This is a genomic window from Anabaena sp. WA102 (assembly GCF_001277295.1).
Taxonomy (GTDB): Bacteria; Cyanobacteriota; Cyanobacteriia; order Cyanobacteriales; family Nostocaceae; genus Dolichospermum; species Dolichospermum heterosporum.
On the sequence record NZ_CP011456.1, the window covers coordinates 5120303 to 5146737 of the forward strand.

Sequence of the window (26435 nt, forward strand, 5' to 3'; positions counted from 1 at the left end):
GGATAAATTTAGCTAACTAGTATTTTTGCCTTGAGTGCCAATTTTTCCTTTGAAAGTCTCGCTACCTGTAGCCAGACCAAAGCTAGAGCCGGAATATTTTCTACTCCCCACGGAATTGTAGAAACACCCAGGTTTATGCCTGTGGGAACATTAGCTAATGTCAAAACTATCACCCCTGCCCAACTGGGAGCAACAGGAGCGCAGATGGTTTTAGCTAATACCTATCATTTACATCTCCAACCGGGAGAAGCCATTGTGGCTGGTGGTGGTGGATTACATAAATTCATGGGTTGGTCTGGTCCCATGCTCACAGATTCCGGTGGATTTCAGGTTTTCAGTCTGAGCGAAATGCGGAAAATTACTGAAGAAGGTGTAACTTTCCGTTCTCCTCATGATGGGCAAATCATTAAATTAACGCCAGAACGCTCTATTGAAATTCAGAATATTTTAGGGGCGGATGTGATCATGGCTTTTGATGAATGTCCTCCCTATCCTGCCACTCGTCAGGAAGTTGAAGCCGCAACAGACCGAACCTATCGCTGGTTAAAACGCTCTATATCCGCCCATCAACGCCAGGATCAGGCATTGTTTCCCATTGTCCAGGGGGGAGTATATTTAGATTTACGCGCCCGTGCTGCTCAAGAATTGGCGCAGTTAGATATGCCGGGATATGCCATTGGTGGGGTGAGTGTGGGTGAACCAACGGATTTAATGGCGCAAATTGTCCAAACTACAGCCCCGCTGTTACCAGTGAATAAACCCCGCTATTTGATGGGTGTGGGGACTTATCGAGAAATGGCGATCGCCATCGCTTCTGGTGTAGATTTATTTGATTGCGTTATTCCCACCCGCTGGGCTAGACATGGAACGGCTATTGTCTCCGGTGAACGCTGGAACATCAAAAATGCTAAGTTTCGTGAAGATTTTACACCATTGGATACAACTTGCCCTTGTTATACCTGTGAAAATTTCAGTCGGGCTTATTTATCTCATTTAGTGCGATCGCAGGAAATACTAGCTTATACTTTGTTGACTATTCATAACATCACCGAACTGATTCGCTTTACCCAAAAAATTCGCGCCTCTATTTTGAGCGATCGCTTTGTCACAGATTTTGGTCATTGGTTAGAACCATCAGAAATTGAACTAGTAGTCTGTCAACCCGAAAATGACGGGTGAAGGTAAGCAGGGGGGTAGGGGAGGTGGGGGAGGTGGGGGAAGTAGGGGAGGTGGGGGAAGTAGGGGAGGTGGGGGAAGTAGGGGGGGGTAGGGGAGGGAAGAACAGAAGTTTTTTCTGATCATTACCCGTCAAAATAAATTTGACGAACTACTAGAAAAAACCGATAACTGAATAAACACAATCCCTTTAAAACCCACGCAGGTGGGTTTCGCCTGTGTAGCCGTGACTTCTAGTCGCCCGGATTCTCAATCAATCCAAAATCCAAAATCTAAAATCCAAAATCGGATCACCTAACCATGTTAAAATATATATCGCATATAAAAGGTATTTGATTATTAGGTGGATTTAAACAAACATGGAAGCAGCACTATTACTAGCGAAATTGCCTGAAGCCTACCAAATCTTCGACCCATTGGTAGATGTATTACCTGTTATTCCCGTCTTCTTCTTGTTACTTGCATTTGTTTGGCAAGCAGCAGTGGGTTTTAGATAAATTACCCATCTCCAACTTTTTGGACAGGTAACATCCACCTGTCCTATTTTTTTGCATAAAATTAATAGTTCTTAATATTCTGCAATAAATCAATATAATTAATCCAATTACATCCTCAATTACCAGGAATCTACTATGGGAAACATCAAATTTGTCAAAGAGAATAAAGAAATAGTCGCCGCAGATGGTGCTAATCTCCGACTCAAAGCTGTAGAAAATGGCATTGATATTTATAAATTTTTCGGCAAAATGACCAATTGCGGCGGTGCTGGACAATGTACTACTTGTGTTGTCCAAATTATCGAAGGACTAGAAAACCTATCTCCACGTACAGATTTAGAAAACCGCAAATTCAAAAACAAGCCTGACAACTACCGTCTAGCTTGTCAAACCGTAGTGAACGGACCTATTACCGTCATCACCAAACCTTAAGAGCTTTTAAAAAATTTGGCTTCACTCTGTCATCTATAATGCTATTCTGGAATAGTTGACTCGAAATTACATAAAAGGCTATCTTGCTATGCAAGTTAATGATTTGGGTTTCGTAGCGAGCATTTTGTTCGTACTAGTACCCGCCGTGTTTTTAATCATGCTTTACATCCAAACTTCCAGCCGCGAAAGTTAATTAACAGCTTTGCGAACAGCTAAGTAGGTGAACAGAAAAATTTAAAGGTATGTGAAGAAAAGTAAAATCACTCAAAACTCTCTTCCTGTTCCCAGTTAAGAGTTCCCTGTTAAGAGTTCCCTTGCCCCAACGACAATTTTTAACACCCACCTACTTATTAGCTTTTGTGAGCAATTTAAAATCGGTGGAAAAGATAGATAAGATAAAAACCCCCCTAAACTAAATATAGTGCAGGGGTTTTTATTTATGAATCGCTAATATAAAGACATTACACAGTAGTACGCACCAGAAGCACTGGACAGGTAGAGTTAACACGAACATAATCAGATAAAGATGAGCCAATTAGCCGATCTATATCAACAAAACTCTTAGCAATAGATGGGCGACGGTCCGGAGAACCAATCAATAATAAGTCTATATTCAACTCATTAGTTAAACGACAAATTTCTTCTCCTGGTTTACCACTGCTGGTAACACAACGGACTGCTACAGATTGTCTTTGAGCTTCTGCTAAAGCCATTCCCAAAACAGAATTCTTCTCGGGTTTGAGGTCAGTAATACCTGATAGTTTACCACCTAAATCTGCATTAATATTAGCTAAAACCAATTGTCCACCCGTAACACCCCGGAGTAAGAACAAAGCTAAATTTAAGCAATTTTTAGCAGCATCAGAATTATCCATTGCCACCATAACGCGCTTAATGTTCTTGACATAAATGTCATCTTTCACCAGCAACATGGGACGAGAAGACAATTGAAAAACGTACTGACTGACGGAATTGGAGAAAATTGATTGTAGTCGCTTCATTCCCCGTGAACCCATAATAATCAAATCAGCTTCCATTTCGTCAGCGACTTGACAAACCACATCCTTGGGATCACCCTGACGTAAAATTGAAGAAACTTGGCTAGGGTCTAAGTTTAAATACTGAATAGCCTTAGCCAGAATTTTGCCCCCTTCTTCCCATTTATCAGTCATTACAGACGCGGTGCTTTGTGGAGTAACAACGTGGAGAACTGTAACTTTTGCGCCTCGAAATGAAGGTAGTTCTTTCAAGTTCTTGAGCATTTCTTCCGCGTGTCCCAAACCGGAGACAGCCAACAAAATTTTTTGGATCATATTTACGTCTTTGTCGTGAGGGTTTCTGTGGTTTATTGCTGCTAGTATTGAGCCATGGCTGTGCCACGCAAGCTATCAGAATGTTTTTCTGATATGCTGAACAACCAAGTTAAGTAATTAGGCATAAATTAACTGATTAGCAGTCAAACTAATACCAACGAGCAAAAAAGTGATGAATATTAAGTTTCTTTACGCCTAATTACGTGAAGTTACAACTAGGTTGCCTATCATTAAGCATACTGCTAATTTTGCCTGATAAAATTAATAAAATCTGATGTTAGTTATTATTTGTAATCTATATTAATTTTTTTTAATTTAAGTTAAGTAGGTGGACATTAAAAATTATCGTGATGACAAGGGAACAGGGAACAGGGAACAGAAAAAAACTCATATTTTTAAACTTGAGATATAAATAATAACACTGTTTTTTCGGTCTACGCATCTTTGAAAAACATCTTTTTTTGACTGAAACTCTAAACAATATAGTAGATAACTTTAACTTTATGTCCCCAAATTATAATTCCATAAAAATAATTAGCATTGCCACAATAGTATTATCTCTAAATGCTTGTAGCAGCAACCCAAATACACCCCAATTAAAAATCAATAGTGAGTCTTTAAAAGTTGCCATTCCTAACAATCAAGTGAATCTCAAATCACAACCACCAGCTAAAGTTGAAACCCTAAATTTTACTGTTCCTGCTAAATATCAGGCAAAAACCGTTTATCAAGTCGCACCCAGCAACAAAGAGAAAGTCATTGCTTTAACAATTGATGATGGTCCCTGGCCAAAAACCACCGCAGAAATGTTAGATATCCTCAAACAAAATCATGTAAAAGCTACATTCTTTTGGGTAGGAAGTGCTTTACAAGAAAACCCCGAAATTGGTAAACGAGTTGTCGCTGAAGGTCACGCTATTGGTAATCATACTTGGCATCACTGGTATCGAAAGATGGATGAATTTACAGCCAAAAGTGAAATTGAAAAAACAAATGAATTAATTTATCAAACTACAGGTGTAAAAACATCTTTTTTTCGCCCCCCAGGAGGCTATTTAAACAACGGATTAGCTGCTTATGCTAAAAGCCAAAAAAACTCCGTTGTCATGTGGTCGGTGACTTCAGCAGACACCGATCCGCGTGCAAAATATCAAGTATTTGTGAAAAATGTGATCAGAGATGCTAAACCAGGAGCTATTGTTTTAATGCACGATGGTGGTGGAAATCGTGAAAGAACCGTGAAAGCCCTGCCAGAAATCATCAGCGGACTCAAACAGCAAGGCTACCGATTTGTTACAGTTCCTGAACTTTTAGAAATGCAGCAATGATACAGCACTTCCCGGTGTTATGAGGTATAAGAACCCCACCCCCAACCCCCTCCAGTATCAAAAGTTTATCCTTTTATTCCCCCCGCAGCGGGGGGATTGAGGGGGGTGCGATGAGGGGGCTAAGATGTACCTCATAAGAGCGGAAACCGCTGTAATTCTTATTCGGTGACGACAGAAGCACAGACTTGAGACTCTTGCCAAAGTTTATACAAAAAAAACTCCGCACTATAGCTCATAGTGGTGACAAACACACCTACAGCATCATCATTACCATCAGATAACCAAGAACCATCTAGGGTAACTTCTAAGTATTCAGGATCGCACTTACATAAGCCCATAATTTCACTATCATGGCGATTTACTTCCGTCTTCAGTCTTTCTACTCCTGGTAAATTAAGAGGTAGCAAAAAGGAAGCTGTGGTGGGTTCAACACGCAAAGATTGACTGACACGCAGTGCCAAAATCACTCTTTGCGCGACCCATTCTTCGAGAGATTGAGTGAGACACTCTAAATAAAAACTGTTATCGGTGTAAGTTAATTTCAGCATTCCTTTTGCTCTCCTGTTATTCCAGGTTTGCTTGCATATCCATCCAAAACTTCTCAGCAAATGTCACAGTTGGGTGAACAGGTGCTTTAGGTAATTTACGTAGAAGCATCCCAGCTTCAGCGGGTGTTTTATCGCCTTTGCGAGAATTACATTTTTCGCAAGCTATGACTACGTTATCCCAAGTATGTCGGCCACCTTTAGATCGGGGGATGACATGATCTAGGGTGAGATGTTTGTTAGTACCGCAATATTGACAACTGCTATGATCTCGTCGTAAAACCTCCCGACGATTCACTGGGGGAACTTTCCACATTCGTTCCGTCGCAGCAATTTTTAAGCGAATGTGTTTGGGTACAGAGAGGACGAATCTAGATGAGTGAATTAACCAGCCGTCTTCTGTAGAAAATTCCAATGGTTCGGCTTTATTGCTGACTAGCAACACTATCGCCCGTTTGATATTTACTCGACACAGTGGCAAGTAATTCTGGGAAAACACGACCACAGATTGCTCTAATACTTGGATTGCGCTTGTCACAGCCTAACTCCTTATAAAAAAACCCCCGCTTGTTGTCTGAGACACTGCGGGGGTTAACAATTGACCTGATGGTTTTTCGTCTTATTTTGGTACAGCATTTTTTAGCTTGTACCTCCCGCGTTTGATCTCTATTTGTGGTTTTGTATTCAGCAAATTCATGCTGGGATATTTAAAATCATAATTGCCTTTTGTTCTTTGCCCTTGATGTTGGCTATCCTCGCCCATAAATAAATTCTCCACGTCCGCAGCGGCAAATTCCCAACTGCCGAGACATTTGGTTGCTTGTGAAAAGGTGGAGATGGGATAAATGGATTTCACAGAAAATTTCACCTATTGAACATTCCTTTAAACATACTACACTTGTATTACTATCCTGTCTATACCTATAAGGAGAAAAAATCATGCAGACCATTACACGCACCCCAACAACTGAGATGGAAGTTACTAGTATTCGTCTAGAACGGGAACTGAAGGAAAAACTCAAAGATATCGCTGGCAATCGGGGATATCAGTCTTTAATTCGAGATATTCTCTGGAATTATATCCAGCAAAAATCAGGTGAATGGAAACCGCGTTTTTCTAAATCTGATATTCGCGCCAGTATTGCTGCTGTGGCACAACAAGATGAGCGCTGTGTACTTACAGGTAAATTAATTGAATCGCAACAATCAATGTTATTAGGACTGACTAGGAATGGTGATATGGTTCCTCTGAGTCTTGAGAGTTTGGTTGATTAGTCGGCAGTTTTAGTTAATTTTACCCAGGCACTACCTTAGTAACTGGGTAAAATCCTAATTTTTAGCTTTATTTAAGATAATTGTACTGATTAGGTCAGGTTTCCCGTGTTAATTCGGATGTAAAAGTTGATATTTCTAGGTTAATTATAGAGGGATTACGGTTTATATCTATAAAACTCCTATTTGATTTTTGAACGGAACTCGGTACACCTTTATATTCTCGAATCCTCTTGCCTCTTGCCTATGTTTATGCCAACTCCTATTTACAGATCCGGGAAAACCAATTATGAGTCATAATTGTGAAGATGAAAATACTAGTAATTCTGCTCCTTTATTTGCTATTAAAGAGGTTCCTCATGGGATATTAATGCCATTGGAAAGTCAAGGTAAGGTTTTAGGATTTGTAGTTTTACACCAAGCAACTACTCGTAATGGGGAAACAACAGACGTAAATTTAATAGAAATGCTTTGCGCTCAATTAAGTGATGCTGTTATTCAATCCCAAAGATTGCAACAAGTGCAAACTTTAGTAGATGAACGGACTGAACAACTCCAGCCCAGTTTAGAAGTCCAAGAGACTTCCAAGAAATAAATTATCCTAAGAAACGAACCACAGAGGCACAGAGTACACAGAGAGAGAATTTCTGCATCAGTTTTGGGACATTTTTTTATTTGGAAGTCTCCAAGCAAAATTGTATGAAAGAACTAGGCAATACGTAGAACAACTACAACAATTAAATGAACTTAAAGATGAATTTGTTAGCAATATTAGCGATCGCTTGCGCTATCCTCTGACAAATATGCTTACGTCTATCCGTAATTTACGTTTACCAGGAATATCTCCAGAACGTCAAGACCGATATTTAAACATCTTAGAGTCAGAATGTACTAAAGAAATTAACTTAATCGGCTTATATCTTCGATAAATTTCGGCGTGGTAAAGGGCGCTGGATTCCCGGAACTGGTTTAGGACTGGCTTTGGTTAAGTCTTTAGTGCAACATCTCAATGGTGTAATTACTGTTGAGAGCATTCCTATCCTCAATTCTCAACTCAGTGAGATTACTTTTACACTCACTCTACCTCTATCTTCCTCACCAATTAACTGATATGTGAGGAGCGTAGGGGCGCAGGGCCTGCGCCCCTCAGTCACTTTTTGCCCAGTTTTTCTATTTTTTCGATAATTGCTAATTTTATGAGGGATTTAACTAATAAATATAGACAGAAAGCACATATACAAAAAATGGCGATCGCCCAATTATGATACTTAGAGATGATTAAGATTAACCCCGTCAATAGACTAAATCCTGTTAAACAAGCATAAATTAAGGTTTTGATGGCTAGATAAATTTGTCCTAAGATGCGATCGCTTTCAACATTTTTAACCCTTAATTGTAACTCTCCCCTTTCAACTCTTTCTGCTAATTTTTTCACTAAAACTTCAGTTTTATTCGGTTTTGTCAATTGATATTGAATAAAATCCCTAGCTTGATGGCTTAATTGAGCGATAGTATTTCCTTTACTTTTTGTGACTGCTAGACTTTTGATAAATGATTGGGATAATACTGTAGGATTATATTGAGGCTCTAAAGTTCTGGCAATCCCATCTAATGTGGTTATGGATTTTAAAATAAATGTCATTTGAGCAGGTAAGCGAAATGGTTGCTGTTCAAACATTTCATAAAGTTCAATTTTTACCTCACTCAATGCTTTAATATCTAAAGGTTTATCGGTGAATTTATCTAATAAAAATGTGACTAATCTTTTTACTGGAGTCATGTCTGGGATAGGTTCAAGTAATCCCATATTCATTAAAGTATTTACTACCTCATTACTATCCTTTTTTAAAATAGCAAAAAAAGTTTTAATCATCTGCTCTTTGTCCAAAGTTCGGACTTCTGCCATCATGCCAAAATCATAGAAGATAATACTACCATCTGAATTGACTGCCATATTCCCTGGATGGGGATCAACTTGAAAAAACCCATCTTGTAATAGTTGCTTTAAATAACAACAAATCCCCGTTTCATTTACTTTATGAATATTGATTCCGCAAGCTTCCAAAGCCGCCTTATCATTGATTTTAATTCCTGGTTTATATTCTAAAGTTAATATCTTCGTTGTCGTATATTGCCAATAGACTTTAGGGACAATAATTCGCGGATATCCACGAAAATTTTCTCTAAATTTATCAGAATTTTTACCCTCTTGAATATAATCAATTTCTTGAAACAACAAATCAAAAAACTCATTATAAATTGATTGTAAATTATACTTTCTTAATCCAGCAAAATATTTATTACAAAATTTAATTAACTGTAATAAGATTTTAAAATCTAAATTAAATAAAGCATCTAAACCCGGACGTTGGACTTTAACAACCACCTCTTCATTAGAGTATAATATCGCCTTATGAACTTGACCTAAACTAGCAGCAGCCAAAGGATTAAAATCAAATTCTTTATAGATAAATTGGACAGGTTTACCTAATTCTAATTCAATCATCTTAATTGCTTCTTGACTACTAAAAGCCGGAACCTGATCCTGTAAAGTTCCCAAAGCTTCTATATATTCTAAGGGCAATAAATCGGCACGAGTAGACAAAGTTTGACCAATTTTAATAAAAGTAGGACCTAAATCAATTAAAGTATTCACCAGCCAAGTAGCGCGGGTTTTCTTATGTTCTAAAGAATCTTGAGGAAAAATGCTATCCCACCACAGAAATGACATAAATTTAGCCGCAGCCCTGAAAATGTCTATTTTTCGGGCTAAGGTAGAATATTTAGTTTTTTGCCAACGAAACTTTTTAGACTTTGCCATCATAAATATAAACGAAAATTGATGTCTGCATGATTGATTTTTTATAATAACTTTTTTTAAACCGTACGGACTTCTATTCCATATCACTTAATTTATTCTTATACAAGTAGGGTGCGTCAGATAGAGGAAATTTGTTTTTTGTCAAATTATCGGGTCTGACGCACCCTACAAGAGATAAAATCCACATTACATATTTGGTAAACTTGGTCAATGTGTAAGCCCTATAGTTTAACTATAGTTATTGAATTGTGACATTAGTAGCGATCGCAAAGTGAATTTGAATATAATCCTTAATTTTCACAGACAGCCTGCGTGGCAAAGCTATATTCAGTATAAAATTTTCTTACTTTAATTTTTAAACCTCTTACCTTTGCGCCTTTGCGCCTTTGCGTGAGGATAAATTCATTAAGATTGAAAATATTTATTCCTGCATTTGTATCACTATACAAAAACTACAGAAATGTTAAAAGGGATAGAAAAAGACTTTTACTCTTTCTCTATCCCTTTGATAGTACCCCCAAGGGAATTCGAATCCCTGTTACCTCCGTGAAAGGGAGGTGTCCTAGGCCTCTAGACGATGGGGGCTTGTTTCTCTTCACTTTTAACAATATAGCGGGTTTTTTTGAGAATGTCAAGAGGTTTTGGAAAGATTTTTTTAGCTGTAGGATCAAGGGGTACAAACAGGTAGGACGAATATCTAGTAGTTCGTCAAATTTATTTTGACGGGTAATGATCGGAAAAAACTTCTGTTCTTCCCTCCCCTACCCCCCTACCCCCCCCTACCTCCCCTACCTCCCTAACCCCCTACCCCCCCTACCTCCCCTACCCCCCTACCTCCCCTACCCCCCTACCCCCCTACCTCCCCTACCCCCTCCACCCCCTACCCCCCTACCCCCCTACCTCCCCTACCCCCTCCACCCCCCTACCCCCCTACCCCCCCTACTTGCCTTCACCTCTTGCCTTTTGCCAAAAAAAATAATCAGACTACAATTTTTGTAAACTTAATGTTTATGATTCTTTAGAGAGGATTTTGAAATCAATGGCTCAAAATCTACAACATGGAAGCACCTTTTGAAATCACCCTCCAGATGGTGATCACTGTTTTTGCAGGCATTAGCGCCCAGGTAATGGCTGCATATTTCAAATTACCTAGCATCGTGTTACTACTCTTATTAGGCATCCTGTTAGGTAAAGACGGGCTGGGAATATTACAACCCCATTTACTAGGAACAGGATTAGAAGTGATTGTTTCCCTAGCAACAGCAATCATTTTGTTTGAAGGAGGACTCAAATTAGATCGACAGGAGTTGGGCAAAGTTTCCCTCAGTCTCCAGTTACTCGTCACCTTGGGAACTCTGATCACCCTACTAGGGGGAAGTCTTGCGGCGCACTGGCTAGGGGAGTTTCCCTGGAATATAGCAGTGCTTTATGCGTCCATTGTTGTTGTCACCGGACCAACCGTAATTGGTCCATTAATTCAACAAATAAACGTAGATAGACAAGTCGCAACGCTATTAGAAGGCGAAGGAATTTTAATAGATCCTGTGGGAGCTATCCTGGCTTACGTTGTCTTGGATACAATTTTAAACGGTGATACAGACCCGATTAATGCCATTATTGGTCTAATTTTACGTTTCGCTGTGGGTGCGGGCATTGGTGGCGTTGGTGGATATTTAATGAGTTGGATGTTTAAACGCGCCAATTTCATCTCTTTTGAACTGAAAAATCTGGTTGTACTGGCAGTTTTATGGGTGTTGTTTGCCCTAGCGCAAATGATTCGCTCTGAATCGGGAATTATGACCACAGTAGTAGCAGGTGCGGTGTTTGCTAACTCTTCAGTTCCCGAAGAGCGGTTATTGCGAAGCTTTAAAAATCAACTGACAATTCTCAGCGTTTCTGTATTATTCATCCTGCTAGCGGCTGATTTATCCATTGCCAGTGTCTTGGCTTTAGGTTGGGGGAGTTTATTCACCGTTTTGGTGTTAATGTTTGTTGTTCGCCCCATTAACATTATTTTGTGTACTTGGAATAGTGATCTAAATTGGCGACAGAAACTATTTTTAAGTTGGGTTGCACCCAGAGGCATAGTTTCCGCCTCTGTAGCGTCTTTATTTGCGATTTTACTGACACAGAGGGGCATTAATGGTGGTGATTCGATTAAAGCCTTAGTCTTTTTGACAATTATCATGACGGTTTTTTGTCAAGGTTTAACCGCTGGCTGGTTGGTTAAATGGTTACGAATTACCTCTAAAGATGCAACTGGGGCGGTAATTGTCGGCTGTAATCCCCTGGGTTTATTAATTGCCCGCTTTTTTCAAGAACGGGGAGAAAGTGTGGTGATGATTGATACTGACCCGGAACGTTTAGCCCAAGCTGAAGCCCAAAATCTGCGGGTGATTGCTAGTAGTGCTTTAGATGGGGAAATACTGGAAGAAGCTGGTATTGGTTCGATGGGGACTTTTTTAGCTATTACAAGTAATGGTGAGGTGAATTTTGTCTTAGCTCAACGGGCTGCTGAGGAATTTAATCCTCCCCGGGTTTTAGCTATATTTCCCCATCATCCCCAAGGTTCTCCCTTGGTGAATAGTAAGGTTGATCAAGCCTTTGTCTCTGATTTCCCGGTAAAAACTTGGAATGAATATTTGATAAATGGACAGGTGAAATTAGGAACAACTACACTAAATGCGGCGGAATTTGACTCTCAACATGAACATATCCAAGAAAAAATTCGAGAGGGGATTTTAGTACCACTATTGTTAGAACGAGAAGAACGGTTACAGGTGATGTCTGCAAGCCAACAGTGGGAAATAGGCGATCGCATTATCTATCTATTATATGATTCCCGTCCTAATTTGTTAAAACTTCTCTCCGGTGCTAGTCAATCTACACCCCTAACTATGGAAACATTGGCAGAAGTTGAGGAAGTAAGAGTTAAAGAAGCTTAGATTTTTGGCAAATATGAATATGTCAGGCTTCGCCCCGCTTCGCTAACACGCAAAGGCGCAAAGGCGCAAAGAATCAAGGTTAAATTTTCAATTTACCCCCATAATCTTCTTCCTGCTTTTCCCTGCAATCTTTCATGGGTATCTTTTAGCAAAGTAGGAATATCTAAATTTTCTGGACATTTGGGCAAACAATCACCACATTCTGTACAACGGTTGGCTTTCATTCCGGGAAACCAATGACCGGCATTTTCAAACATTCCATAACGATATTTACCATAATCTGTCATATCATAAGCTACGGCTAAATTTCGTAATCTTAAAACTTCGGGAATATGAATATTTTCCGGGCAAGGTAAACAGGCATAACATTGACTACATTTATCGGTTAATAAAACATTATTTTGCTGATTTTCTAATTTTTCAAAAATGGCAATTTCGGCTTTTGTTAATTCATTTTGATGATCAAAAAGTTCTGGAGATATTACTAACTCTTCTGGTTTTGCTGGTCCTATACTCAAAGTATGAATGCGGTTATCACTCAGCAAAAACCGATAATTTAAATCTAATGGTGTCAATGGGTGACAGAGTTCCTTTAAAGTTTGGGATGGAGTATATAATTTTCCGCCCTTATCAGCAGGAGAAATAATAAAAACGCCCATATCTTTCTCTTTCGCTAACTGAATTGCGGGGGCATTATGTTGAAAAAAATAGTAATAATGGAGATTAACAAATTTAAAAAGATTTGTATTTATTGCTGCTAAAATTATATCTAATGAACCGTGAGTAGAAAACCCAATATGTCTCACTCTCCCATCATTTACAGCCTCCTCTACTGCTTGCATACAGCCATTTTTAGCTTGTACCCATTCTAAATGCTGCCAAGTATTTAATCCATGAATTCCTAAACAATCCAGATAATCTAAATTCAAGCGATTTAAAGATTCATCAATATACCAACGCATAGAATCAGCATCAGGTGTTGGGGGAATTTTGGTAGTAATGTGAATTTGACTGCGAGGTACTGATAAACCAGCTTTTATAGCGTTACCTAAATATGCTTCACTGTCACCGTAACCTCTAGCAGTTTCTAAATGATTAATTCCTAAAGATAAAGCTTTTTCCAGAAGTTGTTGGACATTTTCGCTATCAATTAAACAGCGCATTGTTCCCAAAGAAAAAACAGAAAGATATAAATTAGTTTTACCAAACCGACGATATTGCATATAGTAACGTAAGTTGCTAGTTAGAGAAATTGTCAGAAATGGCTAACGCCACGCTTCGCTATCAGGATGTCCAGGATTTAAGGATGTACAGGATGAGAACTGGAATTTTATCACCTATTACCAGCCTCAACTAGATAACTATACTCAAAACGGCTAGAAGCTGGACTTTTTTATCATACAAACTTTTTTATAACAAGTTCAAAGCCTCTCCCCGTTGCGGGGAGAGGTTTGGAGAGGGGTTTCATATTTGGTTAAACTATGAACCGTTTTCAGATAGCAACTTGAGTTAGTAGGTAACAAAGCAACAATTATTTGTCTATTTACTCCGTAAAAATAGCACAGAAAGCTGATTTCTGTGCATACCTGGGAAACGCTATAATTAACCTGGAGGCCAGGACATAGGACGACGACCAAGGATGTGTATATGTAGATGATGGACTGTTTGACCACCATCAGCACCAGTATTCATAACTACTCGATAACCGTTTTCTAGTCCCGCTGCTGCTGCAACTTTCTGGACTGTTAATAACAGGTGTCCTAGAAGTGCTGCGTCTTCAGGTTCAGCAGTAGCTAGGTTAACTATGGGTTTTTTGGGAATAACGAGAATATGAACTGGTGCTTGAGGGTTAACATCTGTAAAGGCTAGGGCTAAATCGTCTTCATAAACAATATTCGCGGGAATTTCTTTACGAATGATTTTACTGAAAATGGTTTCTGTGTTCGGACTCATGCAGTTTTATTTACTCATCTGTTAAAGATTTTAAGCGATCGCTGGAACAGGCGATAAAAAGTTAAGCTATTGTGTAGTCAGTGCATTTATAGTTTTATGGCCAAACCTGCGGATGTTAGTACCAAACGCTTAATTAGTCTTGCACCCAATAATTGGGTAAAATGGGTAACGCAAATCCCGGATGTGGTTGCTGGGGAAATTCTCAATTCTGAATTTCAATGGATTAGTAGGGAAAGTGATGTACTTATCCGTGCTGAAAGTAAAGAATATGGGGAATTTATGGTTCTCAATGAATTGCAATTGCGGTATAAGTCAGAACTGCCACGAAGAATGCGAGCTTATGCAGGATTAGCTGAGGAAAAATATAAATTACCCACATATCCCGTACTAATTAACATTCTCAAAACAGGTGATGCTGAAATCCCCACGCGATTTGAATCTAATCTTGCTGGCTTACAAGTTCGTCAAGATTACCGTGTAATTAACCTGTGGGAAGTAGATGTTAAAATTGCCTTAGAACAACCTTTACCGTCTCTACTGCCTTTTGTGCCGATTCTCAAAGGTGGTGAAGATGAATCTATAATTCGGGAAGCATTGCGTTTATTGCAAGCTGATGAACAATTAAATCAATTAGAAACGGTTCTTGCTTTTTTTGCTACGTTTGTATTAGATAGTTCCTTAGTTCAAGAAATTATGAGGTGGGATATGACAGTTTTACGCGAATCACCTTGGTATCAGGAAATATTGCAACAAGGAGAACAGCAAGGAGAACAAAAAGGAGAAAAGAAAGATAGACTCTCAAGCATTGAGTTATGTTTAGAAGTAAAATTTGGTAATGAAGGATTAAAATTCATGCCGAAAATATCAGAAATATCTGATCTTGAGACACTAAAAACAATTCAACGCTCGATTCTCACCGTTGAAAGTTTAGAGGAACTAAAACACATACTCCAAAATTTGTCATAACAAGTTCAAATCTCAACTATCACGAGTATAAAAGGTAAAAATGGAGATAATTTGTCATGTTTTGCTATTCGCTTAACCAACTAAAAAGTTGACCAATTGTTAGCTTAAAGGACTCTGCAAAATGGGGAACAGGTAGGCGATCGCTTGCAACTTCAAAAACTTCAATGGTACGATTGCTAAAATAAACAAATACTAATTCTTCTTCTGGGTCAATCAACCACCCCATTTGAGTCCCATGAGTGAGACAATGAAGGATATTGCGAACAACTTTAGTTTGACTTTGATCAGGAGAAAGAATTTCAATTGTCCAGTCTGGTGCGAGTGCAAAGGTATTAGATACTTTACCATTTTCGTCACGGGGAATACGTTCCCAAGTAAAAACTGCGATATCAGGAACAATAGATTTACTCCCAAAGGTACAGCGCAGTTCCGAATAAGCACGAGCGATATGCTGGGGTTTGAGAGCTATATTGATATCAGCACCGAGATCAAGTTGCACCGTGCTGTGTTTTCCTTGAGGCATAGGTTTTTGGATAATTTTACCGTCTATAAATTCGCTGGCTGGTTTGGTTTCTGGCTGTTTGAGAAATTCATCTAAGGTTAAGAGTTTAGTGGGAGTTTGAACCATTATCGTTTGAGTTAAGTGAATTGTAATTATTCTAAATCAATTATCGTGGCATCACATCATCTAACCGCAGTTGCAGCGAGGGTAAAAGAGGAGATTTAATAAATTCTCCTAACCGATATTTTTGCTGACTATAATCTTCACCAATTAGTTGACAAACTGTAAATGTCGGTTGTTTTGGTTTACCAATAAAAACAACGCCACCCAATCCCCGATAATCAACAATCCAATATTCAGGAATTCCTAATAAAGCGTATTCTTCAACTTTACGCGCATAATCAGTTTCCCAATTGGTACTAACAACTTCCACAACTAACTTAATTGATTTTCCTAACGCAATCACTGGTTCGTGTTCCCAAAAAGGTTCATCGTCAAGTACAGTTTCATCTAATACTACAATATCAGGTCGTCGGGCTGTGGCTGTTTCTGCAAAAGGACGGATTAGACAGGTGCGAGGAATAAACCAGGGAAGTTCAGCATGAGTAATCGCAATACCCAGTTTGGTTGCCAGTTTACCACCCACGGCTGCATGGGGTCCAGTTGGTTCCATATCAATCAATTCTGCGTCTGCAAGTTCATAGCGGGGGTTGTTACCGTATTCAAGGATGAATTGTGCAAAGGTTAATAATTTTGTTAATGCTTGAACCATAAGTCACCTGCATCTTTAGCTGCTATTATTATATTAACAATCCTCTTGGGTGATTTCACTCATTGTTAATGCACCCAAAAATCTGCTTTGATATGATCAAGGTTTATTGATATATAAAAAATGCTGGCTAGAGTTTGGAGTGCATCTATCATCGGGATTGACGCTGTAAAAGTGGGTGTGGAAGTTGATGTTTCTGGTGGTTTACCGGGAATTGTGATTTTAGGTTTACCAGATTCGGCTATTCAAGAATCTAAAGAACGGGTAAAAGCCACTTTGAAAAATGCGGGTTTTGCCTTTCCTATACGGAAGATTGTCATTAACCTAACTCCCGCAGATTTAAGAAAGGAAGGACCTGCTTTTGATTTACCAATTAGTGTGGGTATTTTAGCAGCTTCTGAACAAGTTAATGCCGATTTGTTGGGAGATTTTTTATTTTTGGGGGAAGTTTCTTTAGATGGTAGTTTGCGTCCGGTTGCTGGTGTTTTACCTATTGCTGCAACTGCAAAAAAGATGGGAATTACAGGTTTAGTTGTTCCTGTTGATAATGCCCAAGAAGCCGCTGTTGTTGAAGGTTTAACGGTTTATGGTTGCAAAGATGTTGCTGATGTGGTGGACTTATTAAATAATCCTAAAAAATATCAACCTGTCCAGTTAAATAAAGCAGTAGAAACTACCCAAGAAACATCTTTAAACTTAGCAGATTTGCAAGATGTCAAAGGACAAGCGCACGCCCGCAGGGCTTTAGAAATTGCGGCTGCGGGAGGACACAATTTGATTTTCGTTGGACCACCAGGAAGCGGAAAAACGATGTTAGCACGGCGATTATCGGGAATTTTACCACCTTTAAGTTTTCCTGAATCTTTGGAAGTAACACGCATTCATTCTGTGGCTGGATTGTTGAAAAATCGGGGTTCTTTAGTTAGAGAAAGACCTTTTCGCAGTCCCCACCATTCCGCATCTGGTCCATCTTTGGTTGGTGGTGGCACTTTTCCCCGTCCTGGTGAAATTTCATTATCTCACAGAGGTGTACTTTTTCTCGACGAATTAACGGAATTTAAAAGGGATGTTTTGGAGTTTTTACGTCAACCTTTGGAAGATGGTTTTGTGACAATTTCTCGAACTAAACAATCTGTCACTTTTCCGGCACAATTTACATTAGTAGCCAGTACAAATCCCTGTCCTTGTGGTTATTATGGTGATACAATTCAAGGCTGTACTTGTTCACCTCGACAACGGGAACAATATTGGGCAAAATTGTCAGGACCATTAATGGATAGAATTGATTTACAAGTAGCAGTAAATCGTTTGAAACCAGAGGAAATTACCCAACAACCAACAGGAGAAGCATCGAAATCTGTAGCCGAACGAGTAGAAAAAGCTAGAGAAAAAGCTGTAATTCGGTTTCAAAAAGAAGAAAATTTACAATGTAATGCCCAAATGCAAAGTCGTCATTTACAAAAATGGTGTCAATTAGATGATGCTAGTCGGAGTTTATTAGAAGCAGCAATTAGAAAATTAGGCTTATCTGCAAGAGCGAGCGATCGCATTCTTAAAGTATCCCGAACTATAGCAGATTTAGCAGGAGATGAAAACCTCAAACCCCAGCACGTAGCCGAAGCAATTCAATATCGGACAATTGATAGAATGCAGTAAGAGAAATCCACAAAAAAGATGATCCTAGTGCTTACGCATTGACAAAGTTTTCTAAATATGTAATGTAGATTTTATCTCTTGTAGGGTGCGTCAGACCCAATAATTTGGTAAAAAACAGATTTCCTCTATCTGACGTGGTTGGTGAGCAGTTCGACAGGTGTTACAGTGAGCTTGTCGAACTGCTCACTGTAACACTTGCCGAACCACACCCTACTCAATATGTAATGTGGATTTTATCTCTTGTAGGGTGCGTCAGACCCAATAATTTAGTGAGGGACTTCCAAGAAATAAATTATCCTGATTAACGAACCACGGAGGCGCAGAGGACACAGAGGAATAAGGGTTTGAGAGATTTTTGCGTTAGGTGGTTTATCGGTTGTCAAGAGATTGCTTCCTTTCACTCGCAATGACAACTCATGCAGCACAGGTTTATTAGAGACTTCCAATCAAAAAAATATCCCAAAATTTCTTGTGGTGCGGGACGAATTGCCCGCTAATCATCAAGGACGGGCAGGACTTGTGCTGAGCTTGTCGAAGTATGCCCATCCCACAAAATTGGATCATTTTTTTGTGGAGTTCTCTAAGTAATTGGACAAAAATATTTACAGTCATTGCGAGCGAAGGGAAGCAATCACAACCCTTGGAATTGCTTCATTTCACTTCGTTCCATATGGCTAACGCCACGCAACGCTTACGCAATGACATTGTGTAATTAATTCTGTCTCACTACTTAATCAACTAGAAAAATATGAATAATAAAATGCTATATCATATTGGTTTTAGCAAAGCAGATTTAGGTGAATTTCCTCCCGAAATTGCTTTATTATCAGGTGATCCCCAGCGGGCTAATTTTATCGCCCAAACTCATTTACAAAATGTGCAGTTACTATCAGAAAATCGGGGACTGCATAGCTATTTAGGCGATTTACCCAATGGAAAAAAGATTTTATCTGCTACTAGTGGTATGGGTGCGCCTTCTTTGAGTATTGTGGTTAATGAGTTAGTACAAGTAGGTATTCAAAAAATTATTCGCATTGGTACTTGTGGCTCAATTCAACCTCATATATCCGTTGGGAGTATTGTTATTAGTAACGCGGCTTTGTGTCGTCAAGGTGCAGCTAATGATATTGCACCTGTAGAGTATCCAGCCACAGCAGATCCTTTTCTCACAGTGGCTTTAGTCAAAGCAGCACAAGAATTAAAAATTGAGCATTATTTAGGAATTACAGCATCAGTTGATACCTTTTATGAAGGACAAGAACGGACTGATTCAGCTAATCCTTATTTAATCCGATCTCTTAATGGAATTACCGAAGAATATCGCCGCTTAAATATTTTGAATTACGAAATGGAAGCAGGAATGTTATTCAAAATGGCAGGTGTTTATAACTTCGCTGCTGCGGCTGTTTGTGCTGTCGTTGCTCAACGTACCATGTCAGAAGATGTTATTTTATCAAAAAAGGATTTAGCTATCAACAATGCCATTTTAACTGCTATCCGTGCGGCTGCAAATATCTAGTTAAGCATCTTTGGGCAAATTATTGGGGTCAATTCCCTGCGATCGCAAATAAGCTATTAGCCGTTCTTTTTCCTCCCGTTCCTGTTCCGCCCGTTGGCGTTCCTGTTCAATTTTTTCCACAGCCCAAGGTAATAAGTTACCTGTTTGATCCCACCATCTTAACCAATACCCAGAACGACCTTCCTTTTCCCCTCGCCAAGTTCCTAAAAACAGTCCCATTCCATCAATCCAATGACGACCATTCTCATCTGGTTGTTTTAATTCATAACGTCCATTTTCCAGTTGATAATATTCTAATAATCCCCCATTTGGCTCAAAAATAATGTAAATGGCAACTTGTAAAATTTGTTCGTAAAAAAACCATTTTCCCGGCGGATAGGTACGCTTAACTGAATATTCTCCACCGTCTTTATCTGATAAAAACTCCATCACTACAGCAGGTATATCCCCTTCCAAATTGGGTGTATAGCTTTTCCGTTCTGCTAATATCTCTTTAACAGAAGGCACATATACCCAATCAGGTGCTTTAGCCACAAATTGCTCATTTAATGTGGCACACAGCCCGAAATTGGCAGCGATTAACATTTGTGGTTGAATAAATCCACTGATTTCTAAACTTTCCCGCAAAGCCCCCGCTAAAAGTGGCTGTCCTGTATTTTCCACTGGTTCATCCTCTAACTGAAAATCATCGGGTAAGGCTTCCCAAGAGATGACCAGTCCAGTCTGTGATTTGGTTTCACTGAGTAGGGTTGCCATAAACGCCACCTTTAGTTGATTTATTTTTATTGTATCCTAATATATTTTTATTGTAAATCTCAGAAAATATATTGTATAATTTTCTCGGCCAAAAAACATTTTTATATAGTTTAAATTAAAAAATATGGATCAACCAATTCTTAAATTTATTTTTACCCAAAATTATAAAAATCTCTCGTCATCTCAATCTGTAGAGTTAAAAAATCTCAATATTTTTATAGGATCAAATGGTTCTGGGAAAAGTAATTTTATCAGCACACTAAAATTTTTAAAGGATTGTTTAACTAATGTTCCTGATGAAAGTCGTGGTATTACTAGTTTTGAAGAAGCAATTAGTAGGTTTGGTAATGATAGGATTTTAGATAATAGTGTTGATAGTCCTGCTGTAATTAAATTACAATATGGGTTTTCGGAAATATTACAATATAGTAGTCGAATTAAAAGTCCAATTCTGGATATTGATTTATTTGTAGATAGAAAAAAACAGAAATTAACTATTCATCAAGAATCTTTATATAGTGGAGATGATTTACCCAATCCAGAGTCATCACCTTTTTATTATTATAAATTTCATGATCCAAAACTGCAAAATATAGGTAAAGGTGTTATATCAGTCTATAACCAATCTGAACAGAAAGTAGGAACACATTTTGAAGTATTAGATAATATTCCTGCAAATATTTTAGGTTTAAATGCACTTTCAGAATTATTGGAAAATAGTCAAAATAAACTGATAACTACACTAACCACGCCTGCTTATAAAGTTAGAAGAGAGTTAATTGCATTTATTTCTCAATGGCAATTTTATAATGCGAATAACATGGATTTGCATCAAATTAGAAATTCAGAACCAAAAATAGGAGGAAATGATATTTATTTATCTACATCAGGAAATAATTTACCTTTAGTATTTGAGAATTTAACCCAGGAAAATATTGACTTTGAAGACAGTATTAATAATGCTATGAAGTCTATTTTGCCTAAAACTCGTCGGCTACGTTCTATTCGTTCTGGGCGCTTATCATTAACACTAGAATGGCATTTTGAAGATATTAAAGAACCATTTTATCTCACAGAAATGTCAGATGGAACGGTAAGAATGTTATGCTGGGCGACTATATTATATTCTCCTATTTTACCTTCCTTATTAGTTATTGATGAACCAGAATTAGGTTTGCACGTATCTTGGATGCCAATTTTAGCAGAATGGATTAAACAAGCTGCTAGAAAAACTCAAATTATTATCACTACTCATAGTCCTGATCTTTTAGATCATTTTACAGATTGCTTAGAAAATGTTTATTGTTTTTATTCTCAAGATAAAACGCATTTTTCCATGAAAACACTCTCTCATGAAATTTTAGATCAAAAACTAGAAGAAGGATGGCAATTAGGTGATTTATATCGTGTAGGAGATCCTACTGTGGGAGGATGTCCGTGGTAGTTTGGGTATTTGCAGGTGAATGGTTACATACACCTTTGCTATTACTAAAAATAGTCCCAGAAAATTTACAAAAAAGATGTCCTTTATTTCGAGAACTTTATAATTATCTACATGATTTCTGTAGTAATTATTAGTCATCATCATTCACCTAATCTAAAAACTCTCCCAAACTTGGTACATTTACCCAACTTCCTCTTTCATGAGATTCATGGGATAAATCCATTAACAATTGCGAATAAACCCCTTCTTTTAGAGAAGGTGTAGTTTGTTGATGATTAGTAATTCCTTTTACCCATTCATCAACAACCCGAAGAAAAGCACAAATTCGCCCATCATGATAATGTTGAGGAAAGAGAAATTGTTGCGGAACTGCTATTTCTTTTAAGGATTCACCCGGTTGAGAACCCCAAATTTGAAAACCATGAATATAGTCTTTTTGATTTTTACTACCTAAAACTAATGTTCCCTTATCCCCATATACTTCTATCCAATGAGTTCTTTCTGCATGAACAACTGCACTAATAGAAACTTGACAAGGTGTACCATTTACTAATTCCAAAGATAATAAACAAGTATCATCAGTATCAACTGCTTGTAATTCCCCATTTGCAGGGTTCACTCTTTCAGAAATAGCAGTAATTAAATGAGCATTTAATTTACCAACTGAACCGAATAACCAATTAATATAATCGAAAGCATGAGAACCTAAAGAACCTAAAGCACCTCCACCTTTTTCTTTACTAGAATACCAATTCCAAGGACGAGAAGTATCAGCGCGAGAAGAACCCAACCAATCAATTTTAATTAATCGGATGTTCCCCACATAATTTGCAGCCAGAAGTTGAGCGAAAAATTGCCATTCTGGGACAAACCGAAATTCAAAATCTACAGTTGCAATTACACCTTGACTCTTTGCTAACTGATACAATTCTTTAGCTTCGGTGACATTTAAAGTTAGAGGTTTTTCTAACAAGAGATGTTTACCAGCTTGCAAAACCTGTTTAGCCATTTCATAATGCAAAAATGGCGGTGTGGAAATGCTGACAGCTTCAACTGTGGGTAAAGCTAGAATTTCTGCTAAATTATCGCTTGCATAGGGGATATTATGACTGGCAGCAATAGTTTTTGCTTTATTAATATCTCGATGATAAACAGCGACGGTTTTAGTATTATGATGTGCTTGAAATGTAGGAATATGAACTTTTTGACCAAATCCCGTACCAACAACTGCTACCCCAATCATGTTTAGTTTTTATAAAATTTACTTAATAATTGTACAGATTAATTGGATTTTCAGAAAGTTAATGGCGAAAATTATTAATAATTAAAAATAATCGCCATTAAATTCACAGAGACAAAATACTCAAACCTTAGATAGAAACTGAGGGTGGGGTAATAGTGTTATTAGCAAGTAAATCTACATCTTTCGATGCTTCATTTACGCGCAGAATTTTCGCTCCTAACTGCTGCAACTTTAGATCCAGACGATTATAGCCTCGATCTAAGTGGTGTAATCCTTGAACAATGGTTGTTCCCGTCGCTGCTAATCCGGCTATGACTAAAGCTGCGGAAGCTCTTAAATCCGTGCCTATGACTGGTGCGCCCGATAACACTGGCACTCCCCGAACAAAAGCAGTATTACCTTTAACACGGATATCTGCGCCCAGACGATTTAACTCAGAAGCATGACGCAAGCGATTTTCAAAGACTGATTCGTTAATGATACTGTCACCTTCAGCTACAGTTAGTAAAGCCATGAAAGGTGCTTGCATATCCGTAGGAAAACCAGGATGGGGCAAGGTATCAATATTTATAGCTTTGAGAGTTTTCGCTGGCAAAATCCGTAAGCAATCTTTCCCTTCCTCAATAATAGATACACCAATCTCCTGCAACTTGGCAATAACGGGGATTAAATGATCTGGTACAACAGGAGATAGAAGTAGTTCAGAACGGGTAATTGCACCAGCAATTAATAATGTTCCTGCTTCAATGCGGTCAGGAATAATAGTATAATCAGTAGAGTGTAATTTAGGTACACCGACTATCGTAATTGTACTTGTTCCTGCACCTTGAATTTTTGCTCCCATTGAGTTACAGAAGTTAGCTAAATCAACTACTTCTGGCTCTCTGGCAGCGTTGTCAATGATGGTTTCTCCATCTGCTAGGGTAGCAGCCATCATCAAGGTTTCTGTCGCACCAACACTGGGAGTATCTAAATAGATTTTTGCTCCTGTTAATCTGCCATTATTCCCAGGAACATGAGCATTGCAAATACCGTGTTCAATTAACACTTCTGCGCCCATTGCTTGCAGTCCTCTGACGTGCAAATCTACCGGTCTAGCACCAATGGCACAACCCCCTGGTAAGGGCATTTGTGCTACTCCTAGTCGAGCTAAAATTGGACCAATGGCAAAGAAACTGGCTCGCAGTTGGGTAACTAGTTCATAAGGGGCTTTAGATGTGGTAATTTCTCGCGCATCAACATCTAAAATGTCCCCTTCTCTATTTAAACGTAATCCTAAAGCTGATAAAACTTGTCCCATCCGTTCTACGTCCGCTAATAAGGGAACGTTGCGAATGCGACAATCACCGGAACAGAGGAATGTTCCAGCCATGATTACCAGGGCGGAATTCTTAGCTCCGCTAATTTTTACATGACCCCCCAAAGGATGCCCTCCACTGATTTGCAAGACTGAGGAGTCTGTTGCCAGTGAAGACTTGGCATCTGGTAAGCTGCTAGAAGAATTAATAAGCCTACCTCCAAAAGTACGTAATTATAAAGGTTTGACGTTGCTTTTTATTCTAAGTCGATTATCTTCTGGCTAAAAGCAAAGAAGAGTCTTCTCTAAGTTGTCAAATGCCATAAATGTCGTTAGATTCTATCATGCAGTATGCCAGCTTGATTGGAAAAATGGGGATTGGCTAGATGTGAACAAAATTTTAAAATTTTTCTGTCTCTATTCTGGCAAATCTTTTCTTGACAAATCAAAAAAATTAGGCAATAATGATAAACTGTTAATAAGATTCAATCCCTGCGGAACTGGCGGAATTGGCAGACGCGCTAGATTCAGGTTCTAGTGCCTTCACGGGCTTCCGGGTTCAAGTCCCGGGTTCCGCATATCAATTTTGGATGTAGCTTTTTACTAAGAGTAAGCCACAAAATAAATGATCCTGTTTTGTCATGCTGAATGTAGCGTTCGCGGAGCGTGGCGTTAGCCATAGCGAAACGAAACATCTCAAGAGATTCTTCACTACACTTCGTTTCGTAATGCCTCTGGCACGCTGCGCGAACAGAGTGACATTGGGCATTTCTTTTTGTCGAGTTCTCTAAAACGTTCTTGTATAGTTAGCGGGCAAGATGCCCGCACCACAAGAAAATTTGGGATACTTTTTAAATTGGATAACTCTAAGAGGGTGTTTGAAAAGTCATAATTGCTGTATCAAATGTTCTACCCCTTATCTTATAAAGGCTATCGTGTACACACAAGTTAAATTACCCCCCTTAATCCCCCGATGCTTTGGGGGAAACCGGAAAAATCAGTCCCCTCCCCAAAGCATCGGGGAGGGTTAGGGTGGGGTAATTTGAGGAATAATGGTGACTCCTGCTGTAAGTAGGTGAACACAATAAGGGACTTCCAAGAAATAAATTATCCTGATTAACGAACCACAGAGGCGCAGAGGACACAGAGGAATAAGGGTTTGAGAGATTTTTGCGTTAGGTGGTTGAGTATTTTTTTATTTGGAAGTCCCTAAAACCAAACTGTGTAAAGAAACGTAAAATCGCTGAAAACTTCTTTACTCTTGCCTCTTGCCTCTTGCCTCTTGCCTCTTGCCTCTTGCCTTGCTATAACGACAATTTTCAACGCCAACCTACTTATCAATGTTCAAATAAATCCTTGAATTGTAATAAATCTAAAGTAACTATTGTGGGTAAAACTTGAAAACATTCTTGGGCAACTTGCGAACGTTCTTCCCGTTCTAACATAGTTGTAAGCTTTTCTCGTACACTTAACAAATAACGGACATCATTAGCCGCATAACTTAATTGTGCATCAGATAAATTACTAGCATTACCCCAATCAGAACATTGGGAACTTTTGTCTAATTCCACTTTTTCCAACTCTAAAACCACATCTTTTAAACCATGACGATTTGTATAAGTTCTAGCTAACTTACTAGCAATTTTAGTACAAAAAATGGGCTGTACAATAATATCTAAATTCTGCCGTAAAGTAGCAACATCAAATCTGGCAAAGTGGAAAACCTTGACAATATCAGTTGCTTCCATTAAAACTTTCAAATTTGGTGCTACCGTTTGTCCTCTAGAGATCCGAATGGCTGTGACTTGTCCTTCCGGGTTGCAGAGTTGAACTAGACATAAGCGATCGCGCCCAGGTAAAAGTCCCATCGTTTCCGTATCAACAGCGATCGCCGGAGATCTTAAATACTCAGCCAGAATTTCATCATTTAAGTCGCGATCGCTAACCTGAAAATCTTGTAATGTCATGAACTTATCAAATATAAATTATCTTTATTTTGCC

General features: G+C 38.6%; 25 protein-coding genes, 2 tRNA genes and 2 pseudogenes. 15 read left to right on the forward strand and 14 right to left on the reverse strand.

Going from position 1 to position 26435, the window contains the following annotated elements:
- Positions 1-30: 30 nt before the first annotated feature.
- The 4 genes from tgt to psbM all read left to right on the forward strand — a co-directional run bounded on the left by tgt (position 31) and on the right by psbM (position 2298).
- Positions 31-1179 carry a tRNA guanosine(34) transglycosylase Tgt gene (gene tgt / locus AA650_RS22500; protein WP_053540735.1) on the forward strand — a complete coding sequence of 383 codons (1149 nt, stop codon included), beginning with the start codon at positions 31-33 and terminating at the stop codon, positions 1177-1179.
- 356 nt (positions 1180-1535) lie between these two features.
- Positions 1536-1673 carry a photosystem II reaction center protein K gene (locus AA650_RS27180; protein WP_006195022.1) on the forward strand — a complete coding sequence of 46 codons (138 nt, stop codon included), beginning with the start codon at positions 1536-1538 and terminating at the stop codon, positions 1671-1673.
- A 135-nt stretch (positions 1674-1808) separates the two neighbouring features.
- Positions 1809-2105 carry a 2Fe-2S iron-sulfur cluster-binding protein gene (locus tag AA650_RS22505; protein ID WP_053540736.1) on the forward strand — a complete coding sequence of 99 codons (297 nt, stop codon included), beginning with the start codon at positions 1809-1811 and terminating at the stop codon, positions 2103-2105.
- Positions 2106-2193: 88 nt separating this feature from the next.
- Positions 2194-2298 (forward strand): photosystem II reaction center protein PsbM, encoded by a 105-nt coding sequence (psbM, locus tag AA650_RS27185; protein WP_071992815.1) that lies wholly within the window; start codon positions 2194-2196, stop codon positions 2296-2298.
- Between the two features lie 268 nt (positions 2299-2566).
- On the opposite strand, the gene AA650_RS22510 is transcribed toward psbM, so the two are convergent.
- Positions 2567-3418 carry a universal stress protein gene (locus AA650_RS22510; protein ID WP_053540737.1) on the reverse strand — a complete coding sequence of 284 codons (852 nt, stop codon included), beginning with the start codon at positions 3416-3418 and terminating at the stop codon, positions 2567-2569.
- Positions 3419-3921: 503 nt separating this feature from the next.
- Here AA650_RS22510 and AA650_RS22515 point away from each other — a divergent pair.
- Complete coding sequence (locus AA650_RS22515; protein WP_053540738.1) at positions 3922-4746, forward strand: polysaccharide deacetylase family protein; 825 nt, start codon at positions 3922-3924, stop codon at positions 4744-4746.
- A 158-nt stretch (positions 4747-4904) separates the two neighbouring features.
- On the opposite strand, the gene AA650_RS22520 is transcribed toward AA650_RS22515, so the two are convergent.
- The 3 genes from AA650_RS22520 to AA650_RS22530 all read right to left on the reverse strand — a co-directional run bounded on the left by AA650_RS22520 (position 4905) and on the right by AA650_RS22530 (position 6147).
- Positions 4905-5294, reverse strand: a complete 390-nt coding sequence (locus tag AA650_RS22520; RefSeq protein ID WP_039205237.1) for an alr0857 family protein — start codon at positions 5292-5294, stop codon at positions 4905-4907.
- Between the two features lie 16 nt (positions 5295-5310).
- Positions 5311-5829, reverse strand: a complete 519-nt coding sequence (locus AA650_RS22525) for an HNH endonuclease (RefSeq protein ID WP_053540739.1) — start codon at positions 5827-5829, stop codon at positions 5311-5313.
- Between the two features lie 81 nt (positions 5830-5910).
- On the reverse strand, positions 5911-6147 hold the full coding sequence (locus AA650_RS22530) for a hypothetical protein (protein ID WP_234413245.1): 237 nt from the start codon (positions 6145-6147) through the stop codon (positions 5911-5913).
- An 83-nt stretch (positions 6148-6230) separates the two neighbouring features.
- On the opposite strand from AA650_RS22530, the gene AA650_RS22535 reads away from it, so the two are divergent.
- The 3 genes and pseudogenes from AA650_RS22535 to AA650_RS27190 form a co-directional block, all read left to right on the forward strand.
- The gene (locus tag AA650_RS22535; RefSeq protein WP_053540741.1) at positions 6231-6566 is read left to right on the forward strand and encodes a ribbon-helix-helix domain-containing protein; all 336 of its coding nucleotides are present in this window, start codon (positions 6231-6233) and stop codon (positions 6564-6566) included.
- A gap of 247 nt (positions 6567-6813) precedes the next feature.
- Positions 6814-7137, forward strand: a pseudogene (locus AA650_RS22540) (GAF domain-containing protein); the annotation flags it as partial.
- 109 nt (positions 7138-7246) lie between these two features.
- Positions 7247-7673, forward strand: a pseudogene (locus AA650_RS27190) (ATP-binding protein); the annotation flags it as partial.
- 40 nt (positions 7674-7713) lie between these two features.
- Here the strand turns inward: AA650_RS27190 and AA650_RS22545 are convergent.
- Entirely contained in the window at positions 7714-9387 is a 1674-nt protein-coding gene (locus AA650_RS22545) for an ABC1 kinase family protein (RefSeq protein ID WP_053540743.1), read from the reverse strand.
- Between the two features lie 509 nt (positions 9388-9896).
- Positions 9897-9969 (reverse strand) — tRNA-Glu (locus tag AA650_RS22550).
- Positions 9970-10442: 473 nt separating this feature from the next.
- Between AA650_RS22550 and AA650_RS22560 the strand changes: the two genes are divergently transcribed.
- Positions 10443-12329: a cation:proton antiporter gene (locus AA650_RS22560; RefSeq protein ID WP_053540745.1), complete on the forward strand. Its 1887-nt coding sequence runs from the start codon at positions 10443-10445 to the stop codon at positions 12327-12329.
- Between the two features lie 92 nt (positions 12330-12421).
- On the opposite strand, the gene AA650_RS22565 is transcribed toward AA650_RS22560, so the two are convergent.
- Entirely contained in the window at positions 12422-13552 is a 1131-nt protein-coding gene (locus AA650_RS22565; protein WP_053540746.1) for an aldo/keto reductase, read from the reverse strand.
- A 379-nt stretch (positions 13553-13931) separates the two neighbouring features.
- Positions 13932-14282 (reverse strand): histidine triad nucleotide-binding protein, encoded by a 351-nt coding sequence (locus AA650_RS22570; RefSeq protein ID WP_053540747.1) that lies wholly within the window; start codon positions 14280-14282, stop codon positions 13932-13934.
- A gap of 96 nt (positions 14283-14378) precedes the next feature.
- On the opposite strand from AA650_RS22570, the gene AA650_RS22575 reads away from it, so the two are divergent.
- On the forward strand, positions 14379-15248 hold the full coding sequence (locus AA650_RS22575; RefSeq protein ID WP_053540748.1) for a transposase: 870 nt from the start codon (positions 14379-14381) through the stop codon (positions 15246-15248).
- Positions 15249-15312: 64 nt separating this feature from the next.
- Here AA650_RS22575 and AA650_RS22580 read toward each other — a convergent pair whose 3' ends face one another.
- Positions 15313-15876, reverse strand: a complete 564-nt coding sequence (locus AA650_RS22580; RefSeq protein WP_053540749.1) for a Uma2 family endonuclease — start codon at positions 15874-15876, stop codon at positions 15313-15315.
- Between the two features lie 40 nt (positions 15877-15916).
- Entirely contained in the window at positions 15917-16522 is a 606-nt protein-coding gene (locus tag AA650_RS22585) for a Uma2 family endonuclease (protein ID WP_053540750.1), read from the reverse strand.
- A gap of 120 nt (positions 16523-16642) precedes the next feature.
- Between AA650_RS22585 and AA650_RS22590 the strand changes: the two genes are divergently transcribed.
- On the forward strand, positions 16643-18175 hold the full coding sequence (locus AA650_RS22590) for a YifB family Mg chelatase-like AAA ATPase (RefSeq protein ID WP_053540751.1): 1533 nt from the start codon (positions 16643-16645) through the stop codon (positions 18173-18175).
- 748 nt (positions 18176-18923) lie between these two features.
- Positions 18924-19694 carry a nucleoside phosphorylase gene (locus AA650_RS22595; RefSeq protein ID WP_039205221.1) on the forward strand — a complete coding sequence of 257 codons (771 nt, stop codon included), beginning with the start codon at positions 18924-18926 and terminating at the stop codon, positions 19692-19694.
- Here the strand turns inward: AA650_RS22595 and AA650_RS22600 are convergent, their stop codons facing one another.
- Positions 19695-20450, reverse strand: a complete 756-nt coding sequence (locus AA650_RS22600; protein WP_053540752.1) for a Uma2 family endonuclease — start codon at positions 20448-20450, stop codon at positions 19695-19697.
- Between the two features lie 124 nt (positions 20451-20574).
- Here AA650_RS22600 and AA650_RS22605 point away from each other — a divergent pair, with 124 nt between their 5' ends.
- Both AA650_RS22605 and AA650_RS28360 read left to right on the forward strand, forming a co-directional pair.
- The gene (locus AA650_RS22605) at positions 20575-21894 is read left to right on the forward strand and encodes an AAA family ATPase (RefSeq protein ID WP_053540753.1); all 1320 of its coding nucleotides are present in this window, start codon (positions 20575-20577) and stop codon (positions 21892-21894) included.
- Complete coding sequence (locus tag AA650_RS28360; protein ID WP_190384633.1) at positions 21882-22028, forward strand: hypothetical protein; 147 nt, start codon at positions 21882-21884, stop codon at positions 22026-22028. Before AA650_RS22605 ends, AA650_RS28360 begins: the two co-directional genes overlap by 13 nt.
- A 14-nt stretch (positions 22029-22042) precedes the next feature.
- Here the strand turns inward: AA650_RS28360 and AA650_RS22610 are convergent, their stop codons facing one another.
- Positions 22043-23137, reverse strand: coding sequence for a Gfo/Idh/MocA family protein (locus AA650_RS22610; protein ID WP_053540754.1), 1095 nt, complete (start codon positions 23135-23137; stop codon positions 22043-22045).
- Between the two features lie 127 nt (positions 23138-23264).
- Positions 23265-24644: a UDP-N-acetylglucosamine 1-carboxyvinyltransferase gene (gene murA / locus AA650_RS22615; protein WP_081424310.1), complete on the reverse strand. Its 1380-nt coding sequence runs from the start codon at positions 24642-24644 to the stop codon at positions 23265-23267.
- A gap of 284 nt (positions 24645-24928) precedes the next feature.
- Between murA and AA650_RS22620 the strand changes: the two genes are divergently transcribed.
- A tRNA-Leu gene (locus AA650_RS22620) sits at positions 24929-25012 on the forward strand.
- Positions 25013-25771: 759 nt separating this feature from the next.
- Here the strand turns inward: AA650_RS22620 and AA650_RS22625 are convergent.
- Complete coding sequence (locus AA650_RS22625; RefSeq protein WP_053540756.1) at positions 25772-26401, reverse strand: ribonuclease D; 630 nt, start codon at positions 26399-26401, stop codon at positions 25772-25774.
- Positions 26402-26435 lie beyond the last annotated feature (34 nt).